This window comes from Janthinobacterium agaricidamnosum, assembly GCF_003667705.1.
Taxonomy (GTDB): Bacteria; Pseudomonadota; Gammaproteobacteria; order Burkholderiales; family Burkholderiaceae_D; genus Janthinobacterium.
Genome location: NZ_CP033019.1, coordinates 4781331 through 4802501, shown reverse-complemented (window position 1 = coordinate 4802501; position 21171 = coordinate 4781331). Strand labels below are relative to the sequence as shown.

The window sequence follows — 21171 nt, the reverse complement described above, 5'->3', positions numbered from 1 at the left end:
TCATCGCTTGGTATTATAAGAATAGTTCTATTTGTTTCTATTCATTATTACAGAATGTTACCTGGTATGTCGGCGTGTAAGGGAATCCAACATTCCTGAGCTGAATCGCGACTATCGGCGGCTGGTGTTGGTAAAATAGGCTTTTGCCTCCGCTCCCACCCAAATCCCTATGCGCACAGACAGCCCTCAGACGATTTACCGCAAAGATTACACGCCGCCCAGCTTCCTGGTCGACAGCGTCGAACTTGGTTTCGATCTTGATCCCGCCCGCACAGTGGTGGCGAGCCGGATCCGCATGCGCCACAACCCGGCCAGCACCAGCCGCAGCATCGAATTGCACGGCGAACACATCGAACTGGTGCTGGTACGCCTGAATGGCAAGCTGCTGAAACCGTCGCAATACAAGCTGACGGCAGGCATGCTGACCATCCCCAAGGCCCCGGACGAGGTGCTGCTCGATATCGAGACCGTGCTGGCGCCGCAGGACAATACCTCGCTGTCCGGCCTGTACGTGTCGAACCATAATTTCTTCACGCAGTGCGAAGCGGAAGGCTTCCGCCGCATCACCTTCTTCCCGGACCGCCCGGACGTGATGGCCAAGTACACGGTCATGCTGCGCGCCGACAAGGAACGCTATCCGGTGCTGCTATCGAATGGCAACCTGATCGAAGAGGGCGACCTGGGCGATGGCCGCCATTACGCCAAGTGGGAAGACCCGTTCAAGAAACCGTCCTACCTGTTCGCGCTGGTCGCCGCGCGCCTGGTATGCCAGGAAGAACACTACACGCTCAAGTCCGGCCGCGAAGTGCTGCTGCAGGTGTGGGTGGAAGAGGGCAACCTCGATAAGACCGATTACGCCATGCAGTCGCTGAAAAACTCGATCCGCTGGGACGAGGAGCGCTTCGGCCTGGAGCTGGACCTCGATCGTTTCATGATCGTCGCCGTGGGCGACTTCAACATGGGCGCCATGGAAAACAAGGGCCTGAACATCTTCAACACCAAGTACGTGCTGGCCAATCCGCGCGTGGCGACCGACGTCGATTACGCGGGCATCGAAGCGGTGGTGGGCCACGAATACTTCCATAACTGGACCGGCAACCGCGTGACGTGCCGCGATTGGTTCCAGCTGTCGCTGAAAGAAGGCTTGACGGTATTCCGCGACCAGGAATTCTCGGCCGACATGATCGGCACGGACACGGGCCGCGCCGTCACGCGCATCGACCAGGTGCGTACCCTGCGCCAGGCGCAGTTCCCCGAAGACGCGGGCCCGATGGCCCATCCCGTGCGTCCCGACTCTTTCGTCGAGATCAATAACTTTTATACGGTCACCATCTACGAGAAGGGCGCCGAAGTGGTGCGTATGTACCAGACCCTCGTGGGCCGCGACGGTTTCCGCAAGGGCATGGACCTGTATTTCGAACGCCACGATGGCCAGGCCGTGCAGTGCGACGACTTCCGCGCCGCCATGGCGGACGCAAATGGCCGCGACTTCAGCCAGTTCGAACGCTGGTACAGCCAGGCCGGCACGCCCGTCGTCACCGCTTCCACGCGCTACGACGCCGCCAGCCGGACGTTCGAGCTGACCCTGGCGCAAAGCTGCCCCGCCACGCCGGGCCAGCCGAAAAAACTGCCTTTCCACATTCCCGTCACCGTTGGCTTGCTGGCTGCCGATGGCAGCGACCTGCCGCTGCACGTGGATGGCGTGGCGTCGAACGGCGCTGCCAGCGTCGTGCTGGAATTGACGCAGGCGTCGCAGACCTTCCGTTTCACGCATGTGACGGAAGAACCCGTGCCATCGCTGCTGCGCGATTTTTCCGCGCCCGTGGTGCTCGAATACGGCTATACCGATGCGGAGCTGCTGCACCTATTCCGCCACGACAGCGATCCCGTGAACCGCTGGGAAGCGGGCCAGCGCCTGGCCATGGAGCGCCTGCTGAAACTGACCGCCGCCGTCGCCGCCGGCGAGACCCTGGCGCTGGACGACACCTTCATCGCAGCGCAGCGCGCCTTGCTGGCCGACGACACCCTCGATCCTGCCTTCCGCGAGCTGGCCCTGATCCTGCCGTCGGAAACCATCATCGCCGAGCGCATGGCGCAAGTCGACCCGCAGGCGATCCATGCGGCGCGCCAGTTCATGCGCCGCACCATCGCGGCAGCCCTGAAACCTGAATTGCTGGCGCAATACCACGCCAACCAGACGCCGGGCGACTACAGCCCCGACGCCCTGTCGGCCGGCAAGCGCGCGCTGAAAAACCTGGCCCTGTCGTATCTGCTGATCGCGCCCGAAGCGGCGGAGCTGGACCTGGCGCGGCTGCAGTTCGACAATGCCGGCAACATGACGGACCGCGCCGCGGCGCTGGCGGCGCTGATTCATTCCGGCTCGCAGCCGCATGCGCAGGCGGCCTTGACCAGCTTCTATGCCGACTTCGAGAACGAGGCGCTGGTGGTCGACAAGTGGTTCGCCATGCAGGCGGCCGCGCCGACGACCGACGTGCAAGCCGTGCGCCAGCTGATGACGCATCCGGCCTTCACCTTGAAAAATCCGAACCGCGCGCGCAGCCTGATCTTCAATTTCACCAACGGCAATCCATCGCAATTCCATGCGTCCGACGGCAGCGGCTACGCCTTCTGGGCCGAGCAGGTCATCGCGCTCGATGCCCTGAATCCGCAGGTGGCCGCGCGCCTGGCGCGCTCCATGGACCGCTGGCGCCGTTACGTGCCGGCGCTGCAAAACCACATGCGCACGGCGCTGGAGCAAGTCGCCGGCCAGGCCAGTTTGTCGAACGACGTGATGGAAGTCGTTTCCAAGGCATTGGCCAATTGACGGCTGTCGGATGACGCCCTGCGGGCTGATCCGACCTACACGGCGTCATGATTTCGTAGGTCGGCTTAGCGCCAACGGCGCGTAAGCCGACAATCACCGCACGAGACGTATTTAAAACACTAACTAAGGGGTTTCATGAAACGCATCAGTCTTACGCAATACCTGGTTGAAGAGCAGCGCTCGAACAACAGCATTCCGGCCGAACTGCGCCTGCTGATCGAAGTCGTCGCGCGCGCCTGCAAAACCATCAGCCACGCCGTCGGCAAGGGCGCCCTCGGGGAAGTGCTGGGCACGGCCGATACGGAAAACGTGCAGGGCGAAGTACAGAAAAAACTCGACATCATCTCCAACGAGATTTTGCTCGAAGCGAACGAATGGGGCGGCCACCTGGCGGCCATGGCGTCGGAAGAAATGGAATCGATCCACCCTATCCCGAACCGCTATCCGAAGGGCGAATACATGCTGCTGTTCGACCCGTTGGATGGCTCGTCGAACATCGACGTCAACGTCTCGATCGGCACCATTTTCTCGGTACTGAAGGCGCCGGACGGCATGGGGCAGCCGACCGAGCAGGATTTCATGCAGGCGGGCAGCAAGCAAGTGGCGGCCGGTTACGCCGTGTACGGCCCGCAAACCATGCTGGTGCTGACCTTCGGCAATGGCGTGAATTGCTTCACCCTGGACCGCGAGATGGGTTCGTGGGTCCTCACGCAAAGCAATATGCAGATTCCGCCGACGACGAAGGAATTCGCCATCAATATGTCGAACGCGCGCCACTGGCATCCGCCCGTGAAGCGCTATGTCGACGAACTGCTGGCCGGCGACACGGGCCCGCGCGGCACCAATTTCAACATGCGCTGGATCGCCTCGATGGTGGCCGACGTGCACCGCATCCTGAACCGCGGCGGCATCTTCATGTACCCGGCCGACCTGCGCGACACCTCGATGCCGGGCAAGCTGCGCCTGATGTACGAAGCGAACCCGATGGCCTTCATCGTCGAGCAAGCCGGCGGCGCGGCCACCGACGGCCAGCAGCGCATCATGGACATCGCCCCGCACAAGCTGCACCAGCGCGTGCCCGTCTTCCTCGGCTCGAAGGACGAAGTGGCCCGCGTCACCGCGTATCACGCCGAGTAAAAAAGCCGCACTTTTCCACGATTTTCAGCGGCCCGCAGCCGGGCTGCTAAAAAAATGCAAAAAAGTTCGCGTTGACACTAGCAAATTTTGTGCATTGTTTGTAGAATGTGGGTCTTCGCCGTTGTAGCTCAGTTGGTAGAGCAGCACATTCGTAATGTGAAGGTCGCCAGTTCGATTCCGGCCAACGGCACCAGGTTTCATCAGAAAGCCCGCTGACTTGCAAAAGTCAGCGGGTTTTTTGTTTTTGTCACTGTTATCTTTCCTGCTTCAAATCCACTGATCGTTCTCCACAGTGCGCTCGCCCGCGTCGCCGTCGCCCGTGTTGACCACGCCGCGCGGCTCGATCAGCAGCAGCCTGGTTTCGGCGAGGGCGCACGGTTTATGTTCGACACCCTTGGGCACCACGGCCATCTGGCCGGTAGTGAGCACGATGGCGTGTCCTTCCGCGTAGCCAGGGCCGCGCAGGGCGATGTGCAATTCGCCGTCCAGCACGATGAAGGTTTCATCCGTATCGGCGTGCCGGTGCCATTGGAATTGGCCCAGTACCTTGACGACCTTGAATTGGTAGTCATTCATTTCGGCGATGACGCGCGGCTGCCAGTGCCCCTCTAACAGGGAGACCTTGCCTGCCAGGTCGATGGACCGGCCCTGGCCGCGCGTGGTGATGGTGATAGTCATGCTGTGCTCCGTTCAAGTGGCGATACAGCCAGAATACGCAGGCGCCTGCCGGCCGTATTGAACGATCGTGGGTGTTTTCAGTCCTGGCCGATGCCGCTGGCGTAGCGCAGCCAGCGGCCAGGCGTCAGTCCATGGGTTTTCAGGAAATGTCGCGTCATGTGGCTCTGGTCGGCAAAGCCCGCGGCCATGGCGGCCGAGGCGAGCGTGCTGCCTGCCAGCAGCAGGCGCCGCACCCTCTCCAGGCGCCGCATCGTCAGATAGCGGTAGGGGCTGGTGCCATAGAACACGCGAAAGTCGTGCGACAGGCTCCAGCGGTCGCGTCCCGTTGCCGCTTCAAGCTGCGCCAGGGTGACGGCGTGGGTGCAGTGCGCCTGCAAATAGTCGCGCGCGCGCCGCGCCGCCAGGAAGTCGCCTTTTGGACGTTGCGCCGGTGTGCCGGCCGCCGCCGCCAGCGCATGCGCCAGCTCGGCCAGCGCCTCGCTCTGTTCCAGCGCTTCGAGCGGGTGGCCGTCGTGCGGCAGCAAGGCGGACGTGGCCGCCGCCAGGCGGGAATCGGTCGACACGCCACCTTCAATGAAGGGCAGCGCGCGTCCGCCCAGCACATCCTGGAGCAGCGCCGGTTCGATATACAGCATGCGGTAGCGGAAGCCGGCGTCGGTGCCCGCTTGGCCATCGTGCGCCTCGTCGGGATGCAGGATCATGGTATTGCCGGGCAGGCTGTCGCGCTGGCCGCGGCGGTAGCTGAAACGCTGCACGCCCGCCAGCGTGCGGCCGATGGCGTAAGTGTCGTGGCGGTGCATGGCATAGGCCTTGCCCTTGAACCATGCCTCGATGCGTTCGACTCCTTGCACCGGTTCGGCGCACTTGACCCAGTCGCTGCGCGCTGGCGTTGGTGCTCGCTTCATGATGTTTGTCCGTGGATGCCTGCCCTGGTTGCCGATTGCTGACTGTACCCGCCGCGCGCGGGGTTGTCCACGAAAACCGCCGTATTGGAAATCGTGGCTCAGAAATTGTGCCGGATTCCCAGCGTCACGCCCGACAAGGTGGCGCCCTTGGTTGCTGCGTCGCGTCCCAGGCTGTTGATGGCAAAGTCGGCGACGCCGTTGCTGCCGTTGGCCAGGCGTGTGTAGTAGGCATACAGGCTGCTGCGTTTCGACAGCTGGTAGTCGTAGCCGGCGGTGGCGTGGGTGGCGCCCGTACCGGTTCCCGCGCGCACCGTGCCGATGGTTTCCAGCGCGCCGCCGCTGGCGCTTTGGGCATGCGCCAGGCCGAAACGCAAGCCATGGGGGCCGAACTGGCGCGTGGCGGAAAAGTAGGCCGTGCGGCGGCGCAGCTCACCCGTGGGCGTCGCATAGCGCAGGCTTTCCACTGCCACCGCCAGCTGCGTGGCACTGTCGATCCGCCAGGCGATCGCCAGCTTGCTGCCACGGTCGGTCAGCCCGCGTCCCTGGTAGTCGTGATGGTCTTCCTGCGCCAGGGTGGCGTACAGGGCGCCGCCGTCGTAGATCAATGCGGCCGAAGTCAGTGCCGGATGCGCGCCGCTGGCGGGCCGCTCTTCCCCCATGCCGCGCGCCACGCGCAGCGACCAGCCCTGCCATGGCGGCGACCAGTAATGCAGGCTATTCTGCTGGCGCCGGTCGAACGAGTAGGTGTTGCTGGTATTGCTATCGTTCGAGGCGGAGCCATTGCCCATCAAGCTCATGTAGCCGGCCGTTGTGGGGTAGAACGGGTCGAGCGCGGATGTGGCGCTGTTGTAGGGCAGGGTCCAGTTGCCGCCAAACAGCGTGCCCCACGGTCCGGCAATGCCGACGCGCGTGTCGCGCGCGGCCAGGCTGCCGGCGCCCGAGTCGGGTGCCAGGGTGCCCTCGACCTGGAACAGGGCCTGCCAGCCGCCGCCCAGGTCTTCGCTGCCGCGAAAACCGAGCACGGAGCGGTTGTTGGAGACGCGCTGCACGCTGTCGCCGCTGCCGGACGAGTGCAGCGTTTCGAGCGCCACGTTCAGGCGGCCGTACAGCTGCACGTTTTCCTGCGCATGGCTGGGCAGGGCGGCCGCCAGCGCCAGGGCGCCGGCAGCGCATGAGAATACACGCATCACCATGCCTCAAAACGCAAAGCAGCTGCACCCCAGCGCGCCCCAGAAACCGGAGTGGCTGGAGACGGGTACGGAACTCTTGCGCGCCACGTCGTGGGCGTGGGCGTGCACGCCGCAGGCGCCCTGGCACTGGTGCTGTTGCATGGCGCTGGTCTTTTGCGGCGGCGCGGCGCGGTAGTGGCCGGCCACGTTTTTCACGGGCGACCAGTCGGGCAGCACGGGGATGGCTGGCGGCGCCAGATGGGAAAATTCCGCCTGGCCGTAGACGATCTTGCCGCCGACGATGGTGAGCACCGATTCGATCGACTTGATCGCCTCTTCATCGATGCTGAAAAAATCCGCGCTCAGCACGGCCAGGTCGGCCAGCATGCCTTCCTGGATGCGGCCCTTCTTGCCTTGCTCGCTCGAGAACCAGGCGCTGCCCGCCGTCCACAGTTCCAGCGCCGTGTCGCGCGACAAACGGCTGCCCGCGTCGTACAGGCGCAAGCCGCCCACGGTGCGGCCCGATACCAGCCAGTACAGCGCCGTCCACGGGTTGTAGCTGGCGACCCGGGTGGCGTCCGTGCCGCCGCCCACGGGCACGCCCGAGGCCAGCATGCGGGCGATCGGCGGCGTGGCCTTGGCCGCTTCCGCGCCGTAGCGGTCGACGAAGTATTCGCCCTGGAAGGCCATGCGGTGCTGGATGGCGATGCCGCCGCCCAGCGCCTTGACCCGGTCGATGTTTTTCGGCGTGATGGTTTCGCAGTGGTCGAACATCCAGTGCAGACCGTCGAATGGGATATCGCGGTTGACCTTTTCAAAGACCGTCAGCATGCGGTCGATCGATTCGTCGTAGGTGGCGTGCAGACGGAAGGGCCAGCGTTTGGAGACCAGGTGGCGCACCACCTTTTCCAGTTCGTCGTCCATGCCGGGCGCCAGGTCCGGGCGCGGCTCAAGGAAATCCTCGAAGTCGGCGGCGGAAAACACCAGCATTTCGCCGGCGCCGTTATGGCGGTAGTAATCGTCGCCCTGGCCCGGCGTGACCATCTCCGTCCATTTTTCAAAATCCTCCAGTTCGCGGCCCTTGTTTTGCGTGAACAGGTTGTAGGCGATGCGGATGGTCAGCTGCTCCTTTTGCGCCAGTTCCTCGACCACCGCGTAGTCTTCCGGATAATTCTGGAAGCCGCCGCCCGCATCGATGGCGCTGGTGATGCCGAGGCGGTTCAGTTCGCGCATGAACTGGCGCGTGGAATTGACTTGTAGTTCGCGCGGCAAGGTCGGGCCCTTGGCCAGGGTCGCATACAGTATCATCGCGTTCGGCCGCGCGATCAGCATGCCCGTCGGGTTGCCGGCAGCATCGCGCACGATTTCGCCGCCGGGCGGGTTCGGCGTATTTTTGTCGTAGCCGACCACGCGCAGGGCCGCGCGGTTCAGCAAGGCGCGGTCGTACAGGTGCAGGATGAAGACGGGGGTGTCGGGCGCGGCCGCGTTGATTTCATCCAAGGTCGGCATGCGCTTTTCCGCGAACTGGAATTCGTTCCAGCCGCCGACCACGCGCACCCACTGCGGGTTCGGCGTGCGCAAGGCCTGATCCTTGAGCATGCGCAGGGCGTCGGCCAGCGAGGGCACGCCTTCCCAGCGCAGTTCCAGGTTGTAGTTCAAGCCGCCGCGGATCAGGTGCAGGTGCGAGTCGTTCAGGCCGGGAATGACGGTGCGGCCACCGAGGTCGATCACGCGGCTGTCCGGCTTGCGGTGGCGCATGACGTCGTCGGCATCGCCGACAGCGAGGAATTTGCCGTCGGCGATGGCCACGGCGCTCGCCTGCGGGCACGACTTGTCGACGGTGTGGAAGCAGCCGTTGATCAGTATCAGCGGCGCGGCGGAGGAAAGGGTCGGTTCGGTCATGATGCGGCTCCATGGTGGCAATGCGGGGGGAGGCCGGGGCGCGGCCAGGATCTGCGTCCAGTGTAGCCCAGGGCTCGGGAGCGGACACGGGTCAAAAGATCAGGTAGGGCAGGTATGGCGGCGTGCCGACTGGTCTAAGGGCGGGTGCGGCGGCACGCGACATGGATTACCATGCCGGCAGTAGCGGCTGGGCATGCGTCCGGATGCATTTTTTATCGCGGTTTACCGCATCGCAGGGAGTCCTCATGGATCAAGCACCACACAGCCGTTTATACGGCACCAGCCTGGGCTTTTTGGCCGGGTATGTCGATACGCTGGGCTTCATCGCCCTGTTCGGCTTGTTTACCGCCCATGTCACGGGCAACTTCGTGCTGATCGGCGCCGCGCTGGCCGAACCGACGCGCATCCCCATCCTGCTGAAAATCCTCGCCTTTCCCGCCTTTATCGCCGGCATCGTCGCCACGCGCCTGATGGTGCTGGCCATCGAGCGCCGCGGCGGTCCGGCGCTGACCCTGGCCTTCCTGCTGCAATGGATCTTGCTGGCTGGTTTCATGGTGTTCGGCGTGCTGGCCGAGCCGGTCGGCAAGGAAGTGGGCACGCTGGCGATGCTGGCCGGCTTGCTGGGCACGGCCGCCATGGGTGTGCACAGCGCCACCAGCCGTCTGCTGCTGGCGCATCTGGCGCCCACCTCCATGATGACGGGGAACGTGACGCAGATCGTGCTCGACACCGTCGACGTGCTGCGCGGCGCGGCCGATGGGGGCACGCGTGCGCGCTGCGGGAAGTTTTTCTGGCCGCTGCTGGCCTTTGCGCTGGGCGCCATCGCTGCCGGCTTTGGCTACCTGGTCTTCGGTTTCGCGGCGCTGGCCGTGCCGCTGGCGCTGCTGGGCGGGCTGATCGTGGTGGAGCAGCGTAGCGGTCGGACCGCCGTGCCCGTGTCCTGACAGCCGTCATGCGCGTCTTCCTGCTGTGGCTGATGTTCATGCTGGCCAGTCCTTGCGGGCTGGCCATCGATGCCGCACGCGGTATCCATCAGCTGCAGCACACGCGCTGGACGGCCAGTGACGGCGCGCCCGACGATATCATCGTCATGACACAGGGCAATGACGGTTTCCTGTGGCTGGGCACGCATGCGGGCGTGCGCCGTTTCGACGGCTTGCGCTTCGAGCCCGTGCGTGTGCGCCAGGGCAGCTTTCCCGACACGGTGGCGCTGGCGCTCAAGCGCGCCGCCGACGGCGGCATGTGGATAGGCTGGCAAGTGGGCGGCATCAGCCACGTCAAGGATGGGGTGGTGCGCAATTATGCCGAGCCGCAGGGCGTGCAGGCGGGCGCCATCTGGGGCTTTGCCATCGGCGGCGACGGCGCCGTGTGGGCGGCCGGCGTGTCCGGCATCTCGCGCTTCGATGGCCGGCGCTGGCAGGCGATGGGACCGGCGCAGGGCTACACGGCGCAAAAGGCGTCCGCCGTGTTTGCCGACCGCGATGGCCACATCGCCGTGTTCAGTGAAAAAGGCCTGTTCATATGGCAGGCGACGCAGTCGCGCTTCGCGCCGCCCATCGGCCGGCTCGACCTGCGCGCGCCGCCGCAGCAGGGACCGGACGGCCGCATTTATTTGCTGGAGATGCGCGGCATCCGCATCATCGAGTCGCTGGAACGCTACGAGCAGCTCGATCATCGGTGGATTTACCGCGATACCAGCGGCACCAGCGGCAGCATGCTGGTCGACCGCGCGGGCACCTTGTGGTTCGACAGCCAGTACGGCTTGCACCGCACGCGCAGCGCCGGCGCGCTGGCGCCGGGGCAGCTGGGCATCAGCAGCGACACGGAATCGTTCCTGCCGCGCGATGGCTTGAGCAATGTCCTCGTCGGCTCCATGTGCGACGACAATGAAGGCAATGTCTGGGTTTCCACGTATGGCGGCCTGGACCGTTTCCGCCAGGCCGCGCCCGTGGTCCTGCGCACGCGCGCCGCGCCCGGCGTGGCCGAAGTGTTCCGTACCCAGGAAATGCTGACCGGACCGGCAGGCGCGATGTGGCTGTCGCGCGACGACGTCCTGGGGCCGCTGCTGCTGGCGCGGGCCGACGGCACGGTGCTGCGCGCGCCGCGCCTGGGGCCCGTCAGCGCCATCCTGGCAGCGCCGGGCGGCCTGTGGGTGGCGGCCCGCGCCGGCCTGCAGCAGCTGGCCGGCGCGGATGGGCGCGTGCTGCGCACGATCGCCTATCCATTGGGCGCGGCCGCGCTCAAGCGTATGCGCGCCGGCGTGCTCGCGCCCGATGGCAGCATCTGGGGCGTGTTCAGTGGCGCCGGGGTGTTCCAGTACCGCGACGGGACCTGGCGGCGCGAACCGCTGTTGCCCGATGGCGGCGCGAAAGTGCCGCTGGCGCTGCTGGCCGACGCGGCCGGGCGCCTGTGGCTGTCGTATGCCGATGGCAGCGTCGCCATGCTGGAAAAGGGGCGGCTGCACGCCTTCGGTCCCGCGCAGGGCCTGGACCTGGGCAAGATTCCCATGCTGATCGAATACCACGGGCAGGTGTGGGCGGGCGGGCAGCGTGGCGTGGCGCTGTGGCGCGGCGGCCGCTTCGTCACCCTGCGCAGCGAGCCGGCCAGCGCCACCGAGGGCGTGGTGGGCCTGCTGCGCGCGCGCGACGGCAGCCTGTGGCTCAATCATGGCAGCGGCGCCGCGCAGATTCCCGCCGCGCAAGTGGAACTGGCGCTGCGCGACGCCGCCCATGCCATGCGCGCCACCTCGTACGACGCCGTCGATGGCTTGAACGGCAGCATCGGCATGCTGCACAACCGCTCGGTGGCCGAAGCGGACGATGGCAAGATCTGGTTTTCGCGCCAGAGCGCGACGTTCTGGATCGATCCGCGCCAGGCGCTTGCGGCCTTGCCGGCGCCGCGCGTGGAAATCGGCGCGCTGCTGGCAGACGGCCGGCGCGTCGATCCGCCCGCAAGCGCGGGCCTGCAGCTGGCGGCCGGCACGCGCGACGTGCAATTTCATTACAACGCCGCCAGTCTGGGCACGCCGGAGCGTTTGCAGTTCCGCTACCGGCTCGACGGCTACGATACGCAGTGGCAGCAGGCGGGCGGGCGGCGCCTGGCGCAGTACACGGGCCTGGGTCCGGGCAGCTACCGCTTCGAGCTAATCGCGGCGAATGGCGATGGCGTGGACAGCACGGTGGCGCAACTGCCGTTCCGCGTGCTGCCCGCCTTTTACCAGACCTGGTGGTTCCGCAGCCTGTGCGCGGCGCTGCTGCTGGCCGCCGCGTACGGCGCCTACCGCTGGCGGCTGCGCCAGCACGCTGCGCGCCTGCAGGTGCGGATGGAGGCGCAGCAGGCCGAGCGCGAACGCATCGCGCGCGAGCTGCACGATACCCTGCTGCAGGGCACGCAGGCGATGATCCTGCACTTTCACAATGCCAGCATGGCCATCGCCGAGGATGATCCCGCGCGCGCCGCCATGCTGCGCGCGCTCGACGATGCCGACCGCATGCTGGGCGAGGGGCGCGACCATGTGCACGACCTGCGCGCCGGCGACGATGGCGGCGCGCGCTGGAGCGCCATCCTGCGGCGCGAAGGCGAACGGCTGGCGGCGCAGCACGGCATCGTGTTCCGCTATGCGGAGGAGGGCGAGGCGCGCATGCTGCATGCGCGCGCCGCGCACGAAATCTACCGCATCGCCAGCGAAGCGCTGCGCAATGCCTTCCAGCACGCGCGTGCGCAGGTGGTCGAGGTGGCGGTGCGCTATGCGCGCGGCGGCATCGAACTGGTCGTGCGCGACGATGGCCAGGGCTTGCCGCCGGTGGTCGCGGCGAACGGACAGATTCCCGGACACTGGGGCATGCCCGGCATGCGCGAGCGCGCCGCCAGGCTCGGTGCGCGCCTGTCCGTGGACGGGCGCGACGGGGGCGGCACGCAGTGGCGCCTGCGGGTACCGGCGCGGCGCGCCTGGCCTGCGGCGCACGGGCCCTTGCGACGCTGGTGGCAGCGCTGGCGCCGTTCAGGCGTCGAGGATGCCGCGCCGTAGCGCGATGGTGACGGCATGGGTGCGGTCCCTGGCGCCCAGCTTGGCCAGGATGGTGCTCATGTGCGCTTTGACGGTTTCTTCCTTGATCTGCAGCAGGGCGCCCGTCTCGCGGTTGGAATTGCCTTGCGCGACCTGCTTGAGCACGTCCAGTTCGCGGTTCGACAGCACGTCGCTGCAGGCATACAGGGCCAGCTCCGCCTCGATCTCGGGCGTGATGTGGCGCCGCCCCGCATGCACGTTCTGTATCGCCGCCAGCAATTCGTGGCGCAGCGCGCTTTTCAGCACATAGCCGCACGCGCCCGCGCGGATGGCGCGCAGCACCTGCGTATCGCCCTTGTAGGTGGTCAGCACGATGATGCGCGCCTGCGGATGGCGCGCGCGGATGGCGCCGATGGCATCGAGGCCGCTCATGCGCGGCATCTGCAAATCCATCAGCGTGACATCGGGCTGCAGCGCGTCAAATTGCTGCACCGCCTGCTGGCCATCGGTGGCCTGGCCCACCAGCGCCACGCCGGGAAAGGCGCGCAGCAGGGCCGCGATGCCATCGAGCAGCAACTGGTGGTCGTCGGCGATGAGCACGCGTATCGCTGCCGTATCGCTGCGCATGACGTTGCCTGGCAAAGAGGAGTGATCGATCAAGAGTCGTCGGAAGATGGTAAGCAAAAGGTATTTTACCGCAGCGCCCGCCAGCCTGCAGAGGGGGATTGCTCGGGGGGAGCCTATATTTAGATAGTGGTGCGGGCACGCCGCCAGGCATACGATGCACGGCAGTACCCACTCAACCCTTTCTTCATGGATGACATCATGACCAATCCGAAACTGGAAGTCCTTACCCCCGACAATTGCCAGATCATCTTCATCGACCAGCAGCCGCAAATGGCGTTCGGCGTGCAGTCGATGGATCGCCAGGCGCTGAAAAACAATACCGTGGGCCTGGCCAAGGCCGCCAAGGTGTTCAACATCCCCACCATCATCACCACGGTGGAAACGGAAAGCTTCTCCGGCCACACCTATCCGGAACTGCTGGACGTCTTCCCCGGCAAGGATATCCTCGAGCGCAGCTCGATGAATTCGTGGGATGACCAGAAGGTGCGCGATGCGCTGGCCGCCAACGGCAAGAAAAAAGTCGTCGTTTCGGGCCTGTGGACGGAAGTGTGCAACAACAGCTTCGCCCTGTGCGCGATGCTCGAAGGCGATTACGAGATCTACATGGTGGCCGATGCATCGGGCGGCACTTCGAAGGAAGCGCACGACTACGCCATGCAGCGCATGATCCAGGCCGGCGTGGTGCCCGTGACGTGGCAGCAGGTGCTGCTGGAATGGCAGCGCGACTGGGCCCACAAGGCGACCTATGACGCCGTCATGGCCATCGTGCGCGAACATTCGGGCGCCTACGGCATGGGGGTCGATTATGCCTACACGATGGTGCACAAGGCGCCGCAGCGCATCCATGGCGAACACGCCACCCTGGCGCCGGTGCCGGCCAAGTAAACGCCGCGCGGCCATGCCATGCGCCGCGCGCCTGACCGCGCGCGGCGTTTTTTTTCATCGAAAGGAATGCGCCATGAAGTTATATGTGATTTCGCTGGCCGTGGGCTTGCTGGTTGGCATCATCTATGCCGTCCTGCAGGTACGCTCGCCGGCGCCGCCAGCCATTGCCCTGATCGGCCTGCTGGGCATGCTGATCGGCGAACAGATCGTCCCCAGCGTCAAGCGCCTGATGGCGGGCGAAGCCGTGACGGTATCGTGGCTGCGCAGCGAATGCGTGCCGAAGATCAGCGGCGTGGAAGCGAAGCCAGCGCTGGCCAAGGCCGCGGCAAAGTTGGATGATGATGCAGCGTAAATGCCGGGGTCAGACCCGGCGGGTCTGACCCCGGTTCCCGGCAGCTAGAACGCGCCCAGCAAGCCGCGCCGGGCGGCCACCGTGGCCGCCTCGGTGCGGCTTGATACGTTGAGCTTGGTCAAAATATTATTTACGTGAAATTTGACGGTGCCCACCTCGATGCCGGCGCTGCGCGCGATCATCTTGTTGCTCTTGCCCGCAGACAGGTGCAGCAGGATGTCGTGCTCGCGTTTCGACAGGCGGTTCGCCTCGATGCGGCCGGCCTGCTGCGCCGCCAGTTCCGGCGGCAGATAGTGCCTGCCGGCGGCCACCTGGCCGATGCATTGCGTCAGTTGCAGGAAGCCGGAATCCTTCAGCAGGTAGCCGCGCGCGCCGGCGCGCAGGGCCCGGTGCACGCTGTCTTCGCCCTGGTAGGTGGTGAGGATGACGATCTTCGCTTGCGCGTCGTCCGCGCAGATACGCTCGATCGCCTCGACGCCATGCATTTCCGGCATGTTCAAATCCATCAGCACCACGTCGGGACGCAGCTCCCGGTACAACGCCACGGCGGCGCTGCCCGTGCCGGCCTGGCCCAGCAGGCGTAAACCCGGCAGCGATGCGATCAGCGAGGCCAGGCCGGCCAGGATCAGCGGGTGGTCGTCGGCGATCAGCAGCGAGATAGGGGTGTCGTTGTCGCGGGGCGTGTGCATGCTTGTGCTCATGGTGCTGGCAGGGTGAAGTGGAAGACTGTGCCATGGGGCGCGCCGGGCGCATGCCACAGGCGGCCGCCATGCGCGTCGAGGATGCGGCGGCAGATGGCCAGGCCCATGCCCATGCCGTCCGGCTTGCTGGAATACAGGGCGTGGTACAGGCGGCCGGCTGCCTGCGGCGCGATGCCGGCGCCATTGTCGGCGATGCTGAAATGCTGCACGCCCTCATCGAGGCGCGAGGACAGCAGCACCGTGCGCGGCCGGCCACGGGTGCCCTGCAGGGCTTCGATGGCGTTCATCAGCAGGTTCAGGAGGACTTGCCGGAATTGCACCGGGTCGGCATGCAGCAGCGGGCGGCCCGGCGCCAGCCGCGTTTGCAGGTCGATGGCGTGGCGTTGCAGCGGCGCGCGCAGCAGCGGCAGCAGCTCCTGTACGGCGTCGTCGGCGACAAACTGCACATGGCTGCCCGGCGCATGGCAGGCCAGGCCATGCACGCTGCGCAGCACGGCGCTGGCATGGCTGCCGGCGCTGGCGACCAGGGCCAGCGCCGCGCGCGCCTCGTCGAGGCGGGGCGGATCGTGGTCGAGCCAGCGCAAGGCGGCATCGGCATTGAGCGCGATAGCCGCCAGCGGCTGGCGCACCTCGTGCGCGACCGATGCGGCAAATTCGCCCATGCCGCCCATGCCGCCCATGCGCTGGGCCGGTGCCAGGCCGGGGTCTTGCTGCTGAGGTAAATAATGCATGCTGGCCATCGCCGTGCTCCTGTCGCTGTCGCGGCGTATGCCGCATTGCAACAAGTATGCATGGCATCGTCGCCGGGGCACTTATACGAATGGGGGAGGCGGACGGTTTTTTTGCAAGGCAGGGGCGGGAAACACCGCCGGGCGGGCCGACGGTGCGCGGAGCGGATGAGGGTCAGGACTTGATAAAGGCCAGCAAGTCTTCGTTCAGGCGGTCCTTGTGGGTGGCCGGCAAGCCGTGCGGCGCGCCTTCATAGATGACCAGTTTGGCGTTCTTGATGAGCTTGGCCGCAGCCTTGCCGGAAGCGTCGATCGGCACGATCTGGTCGTCGCCGCCGTGCACGACCAGGGTCGGCACGGAGATTTTCTTCAGGTCGGCAGTGAAATCCGTCTCGGAAAACTGCTTGATGCAATCGTAGGCGTTCTTGATGCCGCACTGCATGCCCTGCAGCCAGAAGGTGTCGCGCATGCCTTGCGACACCTTGTTGCCGGGACGGTTGGCGCCGAAGAAGGGCACCGTCAGATCCTTGAAGAATTGCGAACGGTCGGCCAGCACGCCGGCGCGGATGCCGTCGAAGACGGACATCGGCAAGCCGCCGGGATTGGTGTCCGACTTGACCATCTGCGGCGGCACGGCGCCCACCAGCACGGCCTTGGCCACGCGCTTTTCGCCATGGCGGCCGATATAGCGCGCCACTTCGCCGCCGCCCGTCGAATGGCCGACCAGAGTCGCGCCCTTGATGTCGAGCGCGTCGAGCAGGGTGGCCAGGTCGTCGGCGTAGGTATCCATGTCATTGCCCTGCCATGGCTGGCTGGACAGGCCGTGGCCGCGGCGGTCGTGCGCGATCACGCGGTAGCCGTGGCTGGCCAGGAACATCATCTGGTCTTCCCAGGCGTCGCCCTGCAATGGCCAGCCGTGGCTGAAGACGACGGGCGTGCCCGTGCCCCAGTCCTTGAAATGGATGACGGTGCCGTCCTTCACGGTGACCTTGTTGACGGTGAGCTTGCCCGGCGCGGCGGCGGCAGCGGCAGGCTTGGCGGCGGCGCTGGCGCCACCGGCGGCCAGCAGGCCCGCACCGGCGGCGACACCGGCGACGCTGACGAGCAGCTTGCGGCGGGAATTGACTTCTTCGGCTTCGATTTTCTTCGACATGATGTTTTCCTTCGGGGATGGGGGAGGGGCCGCTTACGGCCTGGACCAGTGATGGCAGCGGCCAGTCTAGGCCTTCGCGCGTGCCGGCGCCTCTGCCAAAAGACCAGTCGCGCCGGGCCTTCCGCCTGCCTATGATGGCTGGCGGCGGCGCGCCGCGCCGCTTGCCTTTCCCACTGGAGCGAAGATGAAGAAACACTGGATGGCGGCGCTGGCCGGCCCCTTTTTACCCGATGCCGGCTTGCTGTTTGCGCGCGTGGCGGGCGCGCTGCTGGTGCTGCACGTGCACGGCTTGCCCAAGCTGCTGCATTTTTCCGAGGAACTGGCGCACATCGACGACCCGCTGCACCTGGGCCGCGCCGTCACCCTGTACTGCGCGCTGTTCTCGGAAATCGTCTGCCCGCTGCTGGTCGCCGCCGGCCTGCTGACGCGCCTGGCCTGCCTGCCCCTGCTGTTCCTGCTGGGCGTGTCGATGCTGCTCGTGCATCCGGACTGGAGCATCGCCGACGGGCAGTTCGGCTGGCTGCTGATCATCGTCTTCGGCACCATTGCCATCAGTGGCGCGGGACGCTATTCGCTCGATGCGCGGTTGCGGGCGTAAGCGGTGATGTCAACGATGTGTCGGGTTACGCTCCGCTAACCCGACCTACGCCTAAATAACACCATTTCACCCCGATCCCCGTCCGCCCCACCAGGCCGGCGGGGATTGTTATTTCCATCAGGAATTTAAGTCTGTGCCTCAAGGTGTGGCAGCGCACGGTGGCGCGCGGCGGGCGCGGTTAAGGTGGTGCCAACAGCTTGCTGCTGATCCAGTGTTTGATATGGCTCAGCCCGGCAGCGTTTAGCCGCTTCTTTTTCCCAGAAGCGAGGAGAATCATGATTCGGTCACGGCATCGAGCATGGTTGATTTATTCACTATTAAAGGAAACCATCATGAACGCGATTGAAAAAACCAGCTCCGAGATGAACGGCACCGCCCAGGAAACCCGCCAGGATTTGCACCGCACCATCGACAAGGTGGCTAGCCAGGCACAGCCTCTGGCCGACAAGGTCGCCACGCGCGCGCATGACAGCGTGGACCAGGTGGGCGACCGCATCGAGCAAGTCAGCGACACCGTCAGCAAGGCCTCGGAGCGCCTGATGGCGCGCGGCAAGCAACTGGGCGTCGCCTGCCAGCGCGCTGGCGAAACGGGCCGCGATTATGTGCGCGAGCGCCCGGCCATGTCCCTGCTGATTGCGGCCGCGGCCGGCTATGGCCTGTCGAAATTGCTGGGTTCGCGTAAATAAGTTTTACGCCTTCCTGGAAGCATTTGTCGTGGGCGCTGTTCCCTTCGCCGTCATGGCGGAGAGGGCCAGCGCCCACGCACACAAGGTAGTAGCAAGCAGTAAAGGAGAGTGATGATGCGCTCCATTTTGTTGTGGTTGATTGGCATACCTATTCCCATCATTATTTTGATTGCCCTGTTCGTGCGCTGAATGAGGGAGTTGTAGCGTTACTTCCCGGGGCAAACTACTCACAGGAGATGTAATGGCTACCACCAAGAAAACGCCGTCCACGGACGGTGCGGGTTCCGTATTGAGCAGCATGTCCGGCCCATCCGACGGCAATGCGCCAAACAGCCTGGGCACGGACAATGACGTGACCCGCGCGCTGCTGCAAAAGACGGCCGCCAGCCAGCAGCTGTCCGCCGCCATGGCCGACAATCCCAAGGAAGATGGCCAGTATGGCGAGGCGGCGCGCACGCCGATCGAAGGCGTGCATGTGGCGGCCGGCGAACCGCTGGCCACGGCCAGCACCACGGGCGAAACGCTGGCGTCGCCGAAGACGGGCGATGGCCAGCCCGCGTTGGGCGAGAATGCGCTGAATAGCTCGCTGGATGGCGCCCGCAGCGACGACAGCGGCTGCGTGCTGACGACCAACCAGGGCGTGCCCGTGGGCGACAACCAGAACTCGCTGAAGGCGGGCCTGCGCGGCCCCACCCTGATGGAAGATTTCATCCTGCGTGAAAAGCTCACGCATTTCGACCATGAGCGCATCCCCGAGCGCGTCGTGCATGCGCGCGGTTCGGCCGCCCACGGCTATTTCGAATGCTACAAGGAACAAAGCAAGCTGACGCGCGCCGCGCCGTTCGCCAAGGCGGGCAAGCGCACGCCCGTCTTCGTGCGCTTTTCCACGGTCGCCGGCGAGCGCGGCTCGACCGACACGGCGCGCGACGTGCGCGGCTTCGCCGTGAAGTTCTATACGGACGAAGGCAACTGGGACCTGGTCGGCAACAACATCCCCGTCTTCTTCATCCAGGATGCGATGAAATTTCCCGATGTGGTCCATGCGGTCAAGCCCGAGCCGCACAACGGCATGCCGCAGGCGGCCAGCGCACACGACACCTTCTGGGATTTCGCCTCGCTGTCGCCGGAAATCACGCACATGCTGATGTGGGTCATGTCCGACCGCGCCATCCCGCGCAGCTACCGCATGATGCAGGGTTTCGGCGTGCACACCTTCCGTCTCGTGAACGCCAAGGGCCAGTCCGTGTTCTGTAAATTCCACTGGTCGCCCATGGCCGGCACGCACTCGCTCGTGTGGGACGAAGCCGTCAAGATCAGCGGCGCCGATTCCGATTTCCACCGGCGCGACCTGTGGGAATCGATTGAATGCGGCGAGTATCCCGAATACGAGCTGTCGTTCCAGGTCTTCACGGAAGCGCAGGCCGAAGCGTTTCCCTTCGACGTGCTCGACCCCACCAAGCTGATTCCCGAAGAGGTGGTGCCGCTGATACCCGTCGGGAAAATGGTCTTGAACCGCAATCCCGACAATTTTTTCGCCGAGACGGAGCAGGTGGCCTTCTGTACGGCGCACATCGTGCCCGGCATCGATTTTTCCAACGACCCGCTGCTGCAGGGCCGCATCCACTCGTATATCGACACGCAGATCACGCGCCTGGGCGGCGCCAACTTCCATGAAATCCCCATCAACTCGCCGCTGGCGCCCGTGCACAACAACCAGCGCGACGGCATCCACCGCCAGGCCATCAACCGGGGCCGGGTCGCGTACGAGCCCAATTCGCTGGCGGGCGGCTGCCCGTTCCAGGCCGGCGCCAGGGGCTTCAACAGTTTTCCCGCTTCCGCCGAGGGCGACAAGGTGCGCGGCAAGCCCGAGAAATTCGCCGAGCACTTTGGCCAGGCGAGGCTGTTCTGGATCAGCCAGACGCCGGTCGAGCAAGACCATATCGTGCATGCGTTCCGCTTTGAACTGAGCAAGGTGCAGACGGTGGCGATTCGCAAGCGCATCGTCGCCATGCTGCGCAATGTCGACGAGACCCTGGCGCAGCGCCTGGCCGATGCGCTGGGCCTGGCGCTGCCGCCCGTCATGCCGCCCGTGTCCATGCTGCCGATTCCTGCGTATCCGCCGTCGCCGGCGCTGTCGCTTTTTTTCCGCCCCGGCAAGACGGGCATCCATACCCTGCGCGTGGCCATCCTCGTCGGGCCGGGCAGCGATGGGGCGCAGGTGCGCAACATCTATGCATCCTTGCTGGCCGAGGGCGCCGTGCCGCGCCTCGTGGGCAGCCATCTGGGGAAAGTCGACACGAGCGGCGGCGCGCCGCTCGACGTGGAAATCTCGCTCGAAACGGGACCGTCCGTGCTGTTCGACGCCGTCGTGATACCGGATGGCCAGGGCGCCGTGCAGCAGTTGGGCAGCGACGCGAACGCGCTCGACTTCCTGCGCCTGCAATACCGGCACTGCAAGCCGATGCTGGCCATCGGCGCGGGCAAGGGCTTGCTGGACAAGGCTGGCGTGCCGGTGACCCTGCCCGACGGCAAGCCGGACCCCGCCATCATCGTCGTGCCGGCGGGCGACGTGGCGAAAGGCGTGGCGGCCTTTAAAAAGGCGCTGGCCGCGCACCGGGCGTTTGCGCGCGAAACGGATCCGCCCCGCGTGTGATGCCCGCATGAGCGTCAGCGGGGCAGGCCTGGCTTGCCCCGTTGGCGTAACCGTGCGCAACAGTGCGCAACAATGTAAACAAGAAAAACGTCCTGCGATGATATGCTGCTGACTAGAACTGTTCATTTGCAACTATTTCTATCACTGCAGCAAAGAACGGCTTCAGC

General features: G+C 65.5%; 17 protein-coding genes and 1 tRNA gene. 10 read left to right on the top strand and 8 right to left on the bottom strand.

Annotated elements, in window-relative coordinates:
* Positions 1–169: 169 nt before the first annotated feature.
* The 3 genes from pepN (at position 170) to D9M09_RS21665 (ending at position 4154) form a co-directional block, all read left to right on the top strand.
* Entirely contained in the window at positions 170–2824 is a 2655-nt protein-coding gene (pepN, locus tag D9M09_RS21675; RefSeq protein ID WP_121670347.1) for an aminopeptidase N, read from the top strand.
* 135 nt (positions 2825–2959) lie between these two features.
* Positions 2960–3961 (top strand): class 1 fructose-bisphosphatase, encoded by a 1002-nt coding sequence (locus tag D9M09_RS21670; RefSeq protein ID WP_034747152.1) that lies wholly within the window; start codon positions 2960–2962, stop codon positions 3959–3961.
* A 117-nt stretch (positions 3962–4078) separates the two neighbouring features.
* A tRNA-Thr gene (locus D9M09_RS21665) sits at positions 4079–4154 on the top strand.
* Between the two features lie 74 nt (positions 4155–4228).
* Here the strand turns inward: D9M09_RS21665 and D9M09_RS21660 are convergent.
* The 4 genes from D9M09_RS21660 to D9M09_RS21645 form a co-directional block, all read right to left on the bottom strand.
* Positions 4229–4639, bottom strand: a complete 411-nt coding sequence (locus D9M09_RS21660) for a cupin domain-containing protein (RefSeq protein ID WP_121670346.1) — start codon at positions 4637–4639, stop codon at positions 4229–4231.
* 77 nt (positions 4640–4716) lie between these two features.
* The gene (locus D9M09_RS21655; RefSeq protein ID WP_121670345.1) at positions 4717–5544 is read right to left on the bottom strand and encodes an AraC family transcriptional regulator; all 828 of its coding nucleotides are present in this window, start codon (positions 5542–5544) and stop codon (positions 4717–4719) included.
* A gap of 98 nt (positions 5545–5642) precedes the next feature.
* Entirely contained in the window at positions 5643–6731 is a 1089-nt protein-coding gene (locus D9M09_RS21650) for a porin (protein WP_121671192.1), read from the bottom strand.
* A gap of 9 nt (positions 6732–6740) precedes the next feature.
* Entirely contained in the window at positions 6741–8615 is a 1875-nt protein-coding gene (locus D9M09_RS21645; protein WP_070223517.1) for an amidohydrolase, read from the bottom strand.
* A gap of 245 nt (positions 8616–8860) precedes the next feature.
* Here D9M09_RS21645 and D9M09_RS21640 point away from each other — a divergent pair, with 245 nt between their 5' ends.
* Together D9M09_RS21640 and D9M09_RS21635 are read left to right on the top strand one after the other, a co-directional pair.
* Entirely contained in the window at positions 8861–9559 is a 699-nt protein-coding gene (locus D9M09_RS21640) for a YoaK family protein (protein ID WP_121671191.1), read from the top strand.
* Positions 9560–9567: 8 nt separating this feature from the next.
* Positions 9568–12642, top strand: a complete 3075-nt coding sequence (locus D9M09_RS21635; protein WP_121670344.1) for a sensor histidine kinase — start codon at positions 9568–9570, stop codon at positions 12640–12642.
* On the opposite strand, the gene D9M09_RS21630 is transcribed toward D9M09_RS21635, so the two are convergent.
* Positions 12616–13248, bottom strand: a complete 633-nt coding sequence (locus D9M09_RS21630) for a response regulator transcription factor (RefSeq protein ID WP_070287889.1) — start codon at positions 13246–13248, stop codon at positions 12616–12618. The genes D9M09_RS21635 and D9M09_RS21630 overlap by 27 nt on opposite strands.
* A 198-nt stretch (positions 13249–13446) precedes the next feature.
* Here D9M09_RS21630 and D9M09_RS21625 point away from each other — a divergent pair, with 198 nt between their 5' ends.
* On the top strand, positions 13447–14133 hold the full coding sequence (locus tag D9M09_RS21625; protein ID WP_035828118.1) for a hydrolase: 687 nt from the start codon (positions 13447–13449) through the stop codon (positions 14131–14133).
* A gap of 73 nt (positions 14134–14206) precedes the next feature.
* Positions 14207–14485 (top strand): XapX domain-containing protein, encoded by a 279-nt coding sequence (locus tag D9M09_RS21620; RefSeq protein WP_121670343.1) that lies wholly within the window; start codon positions 14207–14209, stop codon positions 14483–14485.
* Positions 14486–14529: 44 nt separating this feature from the next.
* Here the strand turns inward: D9M09_RS21620 and D9M09_RS21615 are convergent, their stop codons facing one another.
* The 3 genes from D9M09_RS21615 to D9M09_RS21605 form a co-directional block, all read right to left on the bottom strand.
* Positions 14530–15174 (bottom strand): response regulator, encoded by a 645-nt coding sequence (locus D9M09_RS21615; RefSeq protein WP_121670342.1) that lies wholly within the window; start codon positions 15172–15174, stop codon positions 14530–14532.
* An 8-nt stretch (positions 15175–15182) separates the two neighbouring features.
* Positions 15183–15926, bottom strand: a complete 744-nt coding sequence (locus D9M09_RS21610) for a sensor histidine kinase (protein ID WP_121670341.1) — start codon at positions 15924–15926, stop codon at positions 15183–15185.
* Positions 15927–16089: 163 nt separating this feature from the next.
* The gene (locus D9M09_RS21605) at positions 16090–17067 is read right to left on the bottom strand and encodes an alpha/beta fold hydrolase (protein WP_121670340.1); all 978 of its coding nucleotides are present in this window, start codon (positions 17065–17067) and stop codon (positions 16090–16092) included.
* 184 nt (positions 17068–17251) lie between these two features.
* Between D9M09_RS21605 and D9M09_RS21600 the strand changes: the two genes are divergently transcribed.
* The 3 genes from D9M09_RS21600 to D9M09_RS21590 all read left to right on the top strand — a co-directional run bounded on the left by D9M09_RS21600 (position 17252) and on the right by D9M09_RS21590 (position 21004).
* Positions 17252–17665, top strand: coding sequence for a DoxX family protein (locus D9M09_RS21600; protein WP_205602286.1), 414 nt, complete (start codon positions 17252–17254; stop codon positions 17663–17665).
* Positions 17666–17997: 332 nt separating this feature from the next.
* Positions 17998–18351 carry a DUF883 family protein gene (locus D9M09_RS21595; protein ID WP_070223505.1) on the top strand — a complete coding sequence of 118 codons (354 nt, stop codon included), beginning with the start codon at positions 17998–18000 and terminating at the stop codon, positions 18349–18351.
* Between the two features lie 241 nt (positions 18352–18592).
* Positions 18593–21004 carry a catalase gene (locus tag D9M09_RS21590; RefSeq protein ID WP_070310330.1) on the top strand — a complete coding sequence of 804 codons (2412 nt, stop codon included), beginning with the start codon at positions 18593–18595 and terminating at the stop codon, positions 21002–21004.
* Positions 21005–21171: the final 167 nt, after the last annotated feature.